Here is an 8,735-nt window from a genome sequence, read left to right on the forward strand (position 1 = left end):
GGTGTTTGATCCCATGGTTTGATGGTGCGATCCTTTCTTTGGAATGGAAGGACGCCCGATGGAAAAAGTTCGTCCGGAACCGTTCACCACGACAGCTGTTCTTGCCGACGGCGGCATTTATGACAATCTCGGCCTTGAACGCGTCTGGAAGCGGTGCCGGACCATCCTCGTCAGCAATGCTGGCCGCACGATCCCGGAAGTCGGCCGCCCCACCGGGCGTTGGATCGGCCAGATGTTCCGTACCCTCAGTCTGATTCAGCAGCAGGCCGAGCACTCCCGGCGGCGAATCCTGTTCGGCATGGCCAACGGGGGGCAACGCCAGGTGGCGTACTGGAGTATCGATGCGGCATCAGCCCACTATGCAGTGCCGGACGCTCTGCCGCTCACCACTGAGGAGGCTATGGCTGCCGCTTCCCTGCGGACCCGCCTGAACCCGTTCTCCCCTGACGAACAGCGCCTGCTTCTCAGGGCCGGCTACTCCGGCGCCGACGCTTCTTTGCGCGCCCGTGGCCTCGCGCAGAACCATCCGGCAGCCAGTTTCGACTTCCTATCGTGAGATATCCGATCGCGTCCTCCGGTTCTGATGCTACGTCACCGCAGGGTGACTTCGAGGAGCTTTCGGATCGAGGAAAAGGTAGCGCCAACTTCTTGAGCATCGGCAGGAAAGCAGTATGTCCGAACAGCCCCATACAACCACGCCATTGAACCTCTCGGCATCAGCCAGAAATTACGCCCGAGAAGAGGACGCTCGTGTGATCGGTTCGAATGTCTTGGGTCTTATCCAGATCTTCGGTCAACACATGGATCTCGAAACGCTGGACGGCGTGACTTTGGCCTACGACTACGCCCAAGCCCTAGAAGAGCTGGACCGGGGTGTGGAAACCAACTCTGTCCTGACGGCCAGCAAAGACTGGGGTGTCGGTGTCGCCATGACGCCAGCGGTCCTGCGAGAGGGTGTTCTGAAATCGCATATCCTGTTCAATGCGGCGTTCTTGGAAGGACTTCTCGACGAACCCCAGAGCAAAGCGTGCCAGGAGGCCGTTCACATCATTGCGCATGAGTGTGCGCATGTCGAAATCAATGCCGTCAACCCGAACCTTATCGACCTCGACCAGCCCTATGCGAAAGAGTTCGAGGGCATGACGAAGGCGCATGTCAATCTCGACGACCTTCTCGAAACCCGAGAGCGGCTGGTCGCGGACATCCGGTCTCGTCTCGACGAAAAGGCCAGGACGTTTCTCCTGAGCCTGCATGACGGTACGCCTGACTTCGACGCTATCGAGCGGCCGCGGGCGGCTGACCTTCGTGCGGTTCGTTGGAAGCTGATCAATCTGGAGAAGCTGAAGAGGGATAACCTGATCTAGGCAAGCAGATCGGATCGGACGGCGCGACCTGGCTGGACCGGCGATTGGTCCATGGCGAAACGGCCGACCTTGCCGCGACCGGCTTCATGTCGCTGTTCGACGAATACCAGTCAGCCGCGGTTAACAGGTCCAGAGAATATCGGCTTCGAGAGAACGCTTCCGGGTCTTCTGTGACGAGTGGCGGTTAACAGCTCCACCCGCATAACCCTCGAAAACAACGGAAAAATCCGGCAACAGCCGGATCGGGAGAACGCTTTCGCGAGGGCAAGTGGCGGAGAGGGTGGGATTCGAACCCACGGTGGGCGCAAACCCACAACGGTTTTCGAGACCGCCCCGATCGACCACTCCGGCACCTCTCCGCGCTTTGGGGGTCGTCTATGGCGGTGCATCTAGCCGGGCCCGCGGCGAAGCGCAACCCCCATGGCCCCGGCGGCGTCGGCATTTTTTGACGCCGGGCTGACGCGGCCGTGAAGGGCCGTGCCTTGGCAAGCCGCCCGCAAGGGCATAGCCTTGGCGCATCCGTTCCGGTGAAGGTGTCCGATGGCCCGTTCCGCCCTGCTTGCCGCCGCCCTGTCCGCGCTGCTGGCCCTGACCCCGCAGGCGCCGGTCCGGGCCGAGACCGCGGTTCCCGAGGAGGTGGCGCCGGACCGGCTGGCGGCGCTGTCGGAGACCCTGCTGATGCGCGAGGTCTTCGCCGTCATGGCCGAGGAGGGCAAGGCCTACGGCGCCTCGATCGAGGAGCAGATGTTCCCCGGCCGCGGCGGCGCGGCCTGGGCGGCGCGGGTGCAGCTGCTCTACGATCCCGCCGTGCTGATGCCGGTCTTCACCGAGGCCTTCGACGCCGCGCTGGCGGAGGACCCGGAGACGGTAGCGGCAGCCGAGGCCTTCTTCGGCACCCCGCGCGGGCAGGAGATCCTGAAGCTGGAGGTCGAGGCGCGCCGCGCCATCCTCGACATCGCGGTGGAGGAGGCGGCGCAGGTCGAGGCCGAGCGGATGAAGGTCGAGCGCGACCCCAAGCTGCGGCTGGTGCGCGAGCTGATCGAGGCGGGCGACCTGATCGAGATGAACGTGGCCGGGGCGATGTCGGCCAACCTCGCCTTCTTCGAGGGCATGGCGGCGACCGGCGTGCCCGGGATGCCCGCCGACCGCGAGTCGATGATGGCCGAGGTCTGGGGACAGGAGGAGAGCATCCGGTCCGAGACGGCGAACTGGCTGGTGCCCTTCCTGGCGCTGGCCTACCAGCCGCTGCCGGAGGGCGACCTGAAGGATTACGTCGCCTTCTCCGCCTCGCCCGAGGGCAAGCGGCTTAACGCGGCGCTCTTCGCCGGCTTCGACGCGGTGTCGCGCAGGGTCTCGTTCGAACTGGGACGGGCGGCGGCGCAGGCGATGACCGGCAACGACATCTGACGGCCCCGGCGTCAGGAATGCGCGGCTTTGCCGCAAGCCTTCGTCTCGCCTCTGCGCCTTTCAGGCGCAACCGGCTCGGTAGTGCCTCCGGCGGGGATATTTGGGGGCAGGTGAAAGGGAAGAAGCGCTCTTCTTCAAATTCACCTGCCTCAAATATCCTCGGGGGGTCCGGGGGGCGAAGCGCCCCCGGTCCGACGGTTGCCGCGGGGCAGGGCGCTTGACATCCCCGGCGGGGCGGACCATAAGCCCGCATCCGGCCCGGGGTGCGAATCCCGGGCAGGTTTCGTTTTGACAGCGCAGTCCGAAGGCGGGGCATGATGCCCCGAGAACACCGGAAACGGGGCCGCAGGACGCGGGAATAAGGGAAGGAAAGACCCATGTTTGCGGTCCTCAAGACCGGCGGCAAGCAATACAAGGTGCAGGCGGGCGACGTTCTGCGCGTGGAAAAGCTTGATGCCGCCGCTGGCGACAAGATCCAGTTCAACGACATCCTGGTGCTGGGCACCACCGTCGGCGCGCCGCTCGTGGCCGGTGCCGCGGTGCAGGCCGAGGTCATCGACCAGATCAAGGGCGAGAAGACCATCTCCTACCACAAGCGCCGCCGGAAGCATTCCAGCCAGCGCACCCGCGGCCACCGCCAGCAGCTGACGCTGGTGCGGATCACCGAGGTCCTGGAGAAGGGCGCCGACAAGTCGGGCGTCAAGGCCGCGACCGGCACCGCCGCCGCCCGCCTCGCCGCGCATGAAGCCCCCGGCGCCGCCAAGGCGAAGCCGGCCAAGGCCGCCAAGGCCGAGGCTGCCGCCCCCGCCGAGGAAGCCGCCGAGAAACCGAAGCGCGCCCGCAAGGCCGCGGAAGCGAAGGAGTAACACCCCATGGCACACAAGAAGGCAGGCGGTTCGTCCCGCAACGGCCGCGACTCGGCCGGTCGGCGCCTGGGCGTCAAGCTCTACGGCGGCCAGGCCGCCATCCCGGGCAACATCATCGTGCGCCAGCGCGGCACCACCTTCTTCCCCGGTCTGGGCGTGGGCATGGGCACCGACCATACCATCTTCGCCACCGCCGAGGGCAAGGTGACCTTCAAGAAGGGCCTCAAGGGCCGCACCTTCATTTCGGTGCTCCCGACCGCGGAGGCCGCCGAGTAAGCCGGAAAACCGTTACAGTTCCAATGTATCGGGGGGATCGGCTGGAAAAGCCGGTCCCCTTCCTCATTTCCGCCGCGATTTCGCCGGGCGGGGATGACAACCCGGGGGTCCGCCCCCACATGAGCTTCGAGGGAGGAAGGAAGCCATGGTCCTGGACATGATCCCGGCTGCCGAAGGCCAGATCGCCGCCGGCCGTTTCGTCCTGCGCCCGGTGCGGGCCTCGGACGCCGGGCTGATCGCCCACCACGCCGGCGACCGCCGGGTGGCGGAGGCGACGCAGAACATTCCCCATCCGTTCCCGCCCGGCGCGGCCGAGGCCTATGTCGCCCGCGCGATGAAGCACGAACGCCCCGGCTCGGTCTGGGTGCTGGACGGGGCTTTGACCGGGCTGTCGGAGTTGCTGGGGGTGATCTCGCTGAAGCCGATGGAGGTGAAGGCGGGGCAGGGCGGCCAGTCCGAGGTGGCCTATTGGGTCGCCCCCGCCTTCTGGAACACCGGCATCGCGTCCGAGGCGGTGCGGGCGCTGATCGCCGCCAACCCCCTGGGCGACCGCACCTATTTCGCCGAGGTGTTCCAGGACAACCCCGGCTCCGCCCGGGTGCTGGTCAACAACGGCTTCCAGTATCTCGGCGATGCCGAGGCTTTCTCGGTGGCCCGCAATGCCGTGGTGCCGACCTGGACCTATATCCGGAAGCTCGGCTGATGCGCGACCTGCCGATCCGCACCGGGCGGCTGGTGCTGCGGCCGATGACGGCGGCCGACGTGCCGCGCTTCCACGGGCTGGTGACGCGGCCCGAAGTGGCGCGGATGCTCTACATGTTCCACGCCGCCTGGCCGCTGACCGAGGCCGGGCCCTTCCTCGACGACTGGGCCTGGCGCGGCGCGCTGAAGTTCCGGCTGGCGGTGGAGGAGAACGGGCTCTGGCGCGGCTGGATCGGCGTCGACGATGCCGGGGAGCCGGAAATCTTCTACGCGCTGGAGCCCGACGCCGCCGGCCGCGGCCTGGCGCGCGAGGCGGTGGCGGCCTTCGCCGGGTTCCTGTTCGACCGTTTCGACATGCCGGCGCTGACGGCCGGGGTGTTCCACGACAACCCGGCCTCGATGAAGGTGCTGCGGGCCTGCGGGTTCCATGAGACCGGCGTGGCGCCGCATGTCTCGCGCGGCCGGCCGGGGCCGGCGCCCTGCCACATGTTCCGGCTGCCGCGACCAGCGGGCTGACGGGGGCGACGCCCCCGCGCCCTGCGTCCCAAGCCCTCGCTTGAGCCTGCGGCCCCGATCCTGTATCGCCGCTTCATCCCTCGTGAAAGCCGAACACCCATGAAATTCCTCGACCTTGCCAAAGTCTATATCCGCTCCGGCGGCGGCGGGGCGGGCTGCGTCTCGTTCCGGCGCGAGAAGTTCATCGAGTTCGGCGGCCCGGACGGCGGCGACGGCGGCCATGGCGGATCGGTCTGGGCCGAGGCGGTGGAGGGGCTGAACACCCTGATCGACTACCGCTACCAGCAGCATTTCTTTGCCAAATCCGGTCAGCCCGGCATGGGCAGCCAGAAGACCGGCCGCTCGGGCGAGGACATCGTGCTGAAGGTGCCCTTGGGGACCGAAATCCTGGACGAGGACGAGGTGACGGTGCTGGCCGACCTGACCGAGCCGGGGCAAAGGGTCTGCCTGGCCGAGGGCGGCAACGGCGGCTGGGGCAACCTGCGCTTCAAGTCCTCGACCAACCGCGCGCCCGCCCGCGCCAACCCGGGCCAGCCGGGGGTGGAGCGGACGATCTGGCTGCGGCTGAAGCTGATCGCCGACGCCGGGCTGGTCGGCCTGCCGAATGCCGGGAAATCGACCTTCCTCGCCGCGGTGTCGAACGCGCGGCCGAAGATCGCCGACTATCCCTTCACCACGCTGATCCCCAACCTCGGCGTGGTCGGCATCGACGGGCACGAATTCGTCATGGCCGACATCCCCGGCCTGATCGAGGGTGCCTCGGAAGGCCGCGGCCTCGGCACCCAGTTCCTCGCCCATGTCGAGCGCTGCAAGGTGCTCTTGCATCTGGTGGACGGCACCTCCTCGACCGTGACCAAGGACTACAAGACCATCGTCACCGAACTTGAGGCCTATTCCGATGTCCTCGGCGACAAGCCCCGCATCGTCGCCCTGAACAAGGTGGATGCGATGGACGCGAAGCAGGTCTCCGACCGCCGCCGGGCGCTGGAGAAAGCCAGCGGCGGGCCGGTGCATGTGATCTCGGGCGTGGCGGGCAAGGGCATCCCCGAGGTGCTGCGGGCGCTCTACGCCACCATCCGCGGCGAGGACCCCGAGGAGGAGCGCGGCGCATGGCAGCCCTAGACCGGAGCGAAACCCTGCTCGCCCCCGATGTGCGGGCGGCAAAGCGGCTGGTGATCAAGATCGGCTCGGCGCTGCTGGTGGACCGCAAGGCCGGGCTGAAGCAGGGCTGGCTCTCTGCGCTGGCGCTGGACGTGGCCGAGGCCAAGCTGCGCGGGGCGGATGTGGTGCTGGTCTCTTCCGGCTCCATCGCGCTCGGTCGCAAGGTGCTGGACCTGCCCGCCGGCGTGCTGACGCTGGAACAGTCGCAGGCCGCCGCCGCGGTGGGGCAGATCCGCCTCGCGCGCGCCTATGAGGAGGTGCTGGCCCCCCATGGCATCACCACCGCGCAGGTGCTGGTGACGCTGGAGGATACCGAGGACCGCCGCCGCTACCTGAACTCGCGCGCCACGATGGAGACGCTTCTCGGCCTGGGCGTGGTGCCGATCGTCAACGAGAACGACACCGTGGCGACCGACGAGATCCGCTTCGGCGACAACGACCGGCTGGCGGCGCAGATCGCGGTGACGGTGGGGGCGGACCAGCTGATCCTCCTGTCCGACGTGGACGGGTTCTACACCGCCAACCCGAAGGAGGACCCTTCGGCCACCCGCTTCGACGTGGTGGAGGCGATCACCCCGCGGATCGAGGCGATGGCGGGCGATGCCATCTCCGGCCTGTCGAAGGGCGGCATGAAGACCAAGCTGCTGGCGGCGAAGACCGCGGTGGCGGGCGGCTGTGCCATGGCGATCATGGAAGGATCGACCCTGCGCCCGCTGAAGGCGCTGGCCGAGGGCGCGGCGCGGACCTGGTTCGTGCCGGCGGCCGACCCGCAGCTGGCGCGCAAGCGCTGGATCAACGCGATGAAGCCGAGGGGCGAACTGGTGCTGGACGCCGGCGCGGTGAATGCTTTGCGGGCGGGGAAAAGCCTGCTGCCGGCGGGGGTGACCCGGGTCGCCGGGACCTTCGGCCGCGGCGAGCCGGTGGCGATCCTGTCGCCCGAAGGCGAGGTGCTGGGCAAGGGGCTTTGCCGCTATACCTCGGCCGAGGCGAAGAAGATCGCCGGGCACCGCTCCGGCGAGATCGAGGCGATCCTCGGCTATCAGGGCCGGGCGGCGCTGGTGCATCGGGACGACATGGTGGTTTGATCGGGCGCAAAAATCTTGGAAGATTTTTGCAAGTTTCTTCCAAGAAACTTGCCGTGGCCGGAAAGGAAGAGCGAATGGACGGACAATTCACCGACCTGATGGCGGAGATCGGCGGCAAGGCCCGGGCCGCGGCGGCGGAACTGGCCTGCGCGGGGTCCGAACGCAAGGCGGCGGCACTGGTCTCGGCGGCAGAGGCGATCTGGCGGCGGCGGCAGGAGATTCTCGACGCCAATGTGCTGGACCTTGCCGCGGGCGAGGAGAAGGGGCTGACCCCGGCGATGCTGGACCGGCTGCGGCTGGACGAGCACCGGCTGCGCGGCATCGTCGACAGCTTGCGCATGGTGGCCGAGGCGCGCGATCCGGTGGGCCGGGTGCTGGCGGAATGGGACCGGCCGAACGGCCTCCACATCCAGCGGGTCGCCACCCCCATCGGCGTGATCGGGGTGATCTACGAAAGCCGCCCCAACGTCACCGCCGATGCCGGCGCGCTGGCGCTGAAATCCGGCAATGCGGTGATCCTGCGCGGCGGGTCGGAGAGCTTCGAGAGTTCCGAGGCGATCCATGCCTGCATGGTCGAGGGGCTGGTCTCGGCCGGCCTGCCCGAGGCGGCGATCCAGCTGGTCCCCACCCGCGACCGCGGCATGGTGACGGCGATGCTGCAGGCGGTGGACTACATCGACGTGATCGTGCCCCGGGGCGGCAAGGGCCTGGTCGGGCTGGTGCAGAAGGAGGCACGGGTGCCGGTCTTCGCCCATCTCGAAGGCATCTGCCATGTCTATGCCGACCGCGACGCCGATCTGGACAAGGCCCGCGCAGTGGTGCTGAACGCCAAGACCCGGCGCACCGGCATCTGCGGCGCGGCGGAATGCCTGCTGATCGACTGGCAGTTCTACACCAAGCACGGGCCGGTGCTGGTGGAGGACCTGCTGAAGGCCGGAGTCGAGGTGCGGACCGAAGGCGAACTCCTGAAAGTCCCCGGCACGGTCCGGGCGGCGCCCGACGATTTCGGGCGCGAGTTCCTGGACAGCATCATCGCGGCGAAGCTGGTGGACGGGGTGGACGAGGCCATCGCCCATATCCGGGCTTACGGCAGCCAGCACACCGAGGCGATCCTGACCGAGAACGACGCCACCGCGGAACGGTTCTTCACCCGGCTCGATTCGGCGATCCTGATGCGCAACGCCTCCACACAGTTCGCCGATGGCGGCGAGTTCGGCATGGGGGCGGAGATCGGCATCGCCACCGGCAAGCTGCACGCCCGCGGCCCGGTCGGGGCCGAGCAACTGTGCAGCTTCAAGTATCTGGTGACGGGGGACGGCACGGTCCGCAGCTGAGGATCGGTCCGCAAGGGCGCGATT

Annotated in this window: 9 protein-coding genes, 1 tRNA gene and 1 pseudogene; 10 read left to right on the plus strand and 1 reads right to left on the minus strand. The window is 67.9% G+C overall.

The window, feature by feature from the left end; translation table 11 throughout:
* Window positions 1-58: 58 nt before the first annotated feature.
* Window positions 59-556 (plus strand): hypothetical protein, encoded by a 498-nt coding sequence (locus tag G5B31_RS20430; protein ID WP_165020043.1) that lies wholly within the window; start codon window positions 59-61, stop codon window positions 554-556.
* 529 nt (window positions 557-1,085) lie between these two features.
* A pseudogene (locus tag G5B31_RS20435) lies at window positions 1,086-1,364 on the plus strand (nucleotidyl transferase AbiEii/AbiGii toxin family protein); the annotation flags it as partial.
* Window positions 1,365-1,633: 269 nt separating this feature from the next.
* Here the strand turns inward: G5B31_RS20435 and G5B31_RS20445 are convergent.
* Window positions 1,634-1,723 (minus strand) — tRNA-Ser (locus tag G5B31_RS20445).
* Between the two features lie 181 nt (window positions 1,724-1,904).
* Here G5B31_RS20445 and G5B31_RS20450 point away from each other — a divergent pair.
* The 8 genes from G5B31_RS20450 to G5B31_RS20485 all read left to right on the plus strand — a co-directional run bounded on the left by G5B31_RS20450 (window position 1,905) and on the right by G5B31_RS20485 (window position 8,711).
* Entirely contained in the window at window positions 1,905-2,771 is an 867-nt protein-coding gene (locus G5B31_RS20450) for a DUF2059 domain-containing protein (protein WP_165020044.1), read from the plus strand.
* A gap of 377 nt (window positions 2,772-3,148) precedes the next feature.
* Complete coding sequence (gene rplU, locus G5B31_RS20455; protein ID WP_165020045.1) at window positions 3,149-3,637, plus strand: 50S ribosomal protein L21; 489 nt, start codon at window positions 3,149-3,151, stop codon at window positions 3,635-3,637.
* Window positions 3,638-3,643: 6 nt separating this feature from the next.
* Window positions 3,644-3,913 (plus strand): 50S ribosomal protein L27, encoded by a 270-nt coding sequence (rpmA, locus tag G5B31_RS20460; protein WP_165020046.1) that lies wholly within the window; start codon window positions 3,644-3,646, stop codon window positions 3,911-3,913.
* A gap of 145 nt (window positions 3,914-4,058) precedes the next feature.
* Window positions 4,059-4,616: a GNAT family N-acetyltransferase gene (locus G5B31_RS20465; protein ID WP_165020047.1), complete on the plus strand. Its 558-nt coding sequence runs from the start codon at window positions 4,059-4,061 to the stop codon at window positions 4,614-4,616.
* Complete coding sequence (locus tag G5B31_RS20470) at window positions 4,616-5,131, plus strand: GNAT family N-acetyltransferase (protein ID WP_165020048.1); 516 nt, start codon at window positions 4,616-4,618, stop codon at window positions 5,129-5,131. Before G5B31_RS20465 ends, G5B31_RS20470 begins: the two co-directional genes overlap by 1 nt.
* A 99-nt stretch (window positions 5,132-5,230) precedes the next feature.
* The gene (gene obgE / locus G5B31_RS20475) at window positions 5,231-6,253 is read left to right on the plus strand and encodes a GTPase ObgE (protein WP_165020049.1); all 1,023 of its coding nucleotides are present in this window, start codon (window positions 5,231-5,233) and stop codon (window positions 6,251-6,253) included.
* Window positions 6,241-7,377 carry a glutamate 5-kinase gene (proB, locus tag G5B31_RS20480; RefSeq protein WP_165020050.1) on the plus strand — a complete coding sequence of 379 codons (1,137 nt, stop codon included), beginning with the start codon at window positions 6,241-6,243 and terminating at the stop codon, window positions 7,375-7,377. The genes obgE and proB overlap by 13 nt, the downstream gene beginning before the upstream one ends.
* Window positions 7,378-7,451: 74 nt before the next feature.
* Window positions 7,452-8,711 carry a glutamate-5-semialdehyde dehydrogenase gene (locus tag G5B31_RS20485; protein WP_165020051.1) on the plus strand — a complete coding sequence of 420 codons (1,260 nt, stop codon included), beginning with the start codon at window positions 7,452-7,454 and terminating at the stop codon, window positions 8,709-8,711.
* Window positions 8,712-8,735: the final 24 nt, after the last annotated feature.

The sequence above is a fragment of the Rhodobacter sp. SGA-6-6 genome (assembly GCF_011043545.1).
Taxonomy (GTDB): Bacteria; Pseudomonadota; Alphaproteobacteria; order Rhodobacterales; family Rhodobacteraceae; genus Pseudogemmobacter.

Excerpts from the sequence above, each read along its gene's own strand:
- rplU (WP_165020045.1), top strand. The coding sequence starts at position 3,149 with ATGTTTGCGGTCCTCAAGACCGGCGGCAAGCAATACAAGGTGCAGGCG.
- proB (WP_165020050.1), top strand. The coding sequence starts at position 6,241 with ATGGCAGCCCTAGACCGGAGCGAAACCCTGCTCGCCCCCGATGTGCGG.
- G5B31_RS20465 (WP_165020047.1), top strand. The coding sequence starts at position 4,059 with ATGGTCCTGGACATGATCCCGGCTGCCGAAGGCCAGATCGCCGCCGGC.
- rpmA (WP_165020046.1), top strand. The coding sequence starts at position 3,644 with ATGGCACACAAGAAGGCAGGCGGTTCGTCCCGCAACGGCCGCGACTCG.
- G5B31_RS20485 (WP_165020051.1), top strand. The coding sequence starts at position 7,452 with ATGGACGGACAATTCACCGACCTGATGGCGGAGATCGGCGGCAAGGCC.
- G5B31_RS20470 (WP_165020048.1), top strand. The coding sequence starts at position 4,616 with ATGCGCGACCTGCCGATCCGCACCGGGCGGCTGGTGCTGCGGCCGATG.
- obgE (WP_165020049.1), top strand. The coding sequence starts at position 5,231 with ATGAAATTCCTCGACCTTGCCAAAGTCTATATCCGCTCCGGCGGCGGC.
- G5B31_RS20430 (WP_165020043.1), top strand. The coding sequence starts at position 59 with ATGGAAAAAGTTCGTCCGGAACCGTTCACCACGACAGCTGTTCTTGCC.
- G5B31_RS20450 (WP_165020044.1), top strand. The coding sequence starts at position 1,905 with ATGGCCCGTTCCGCCCTGCTTGCCGCCGCCCTGTCCGCGCTGCTGGCC.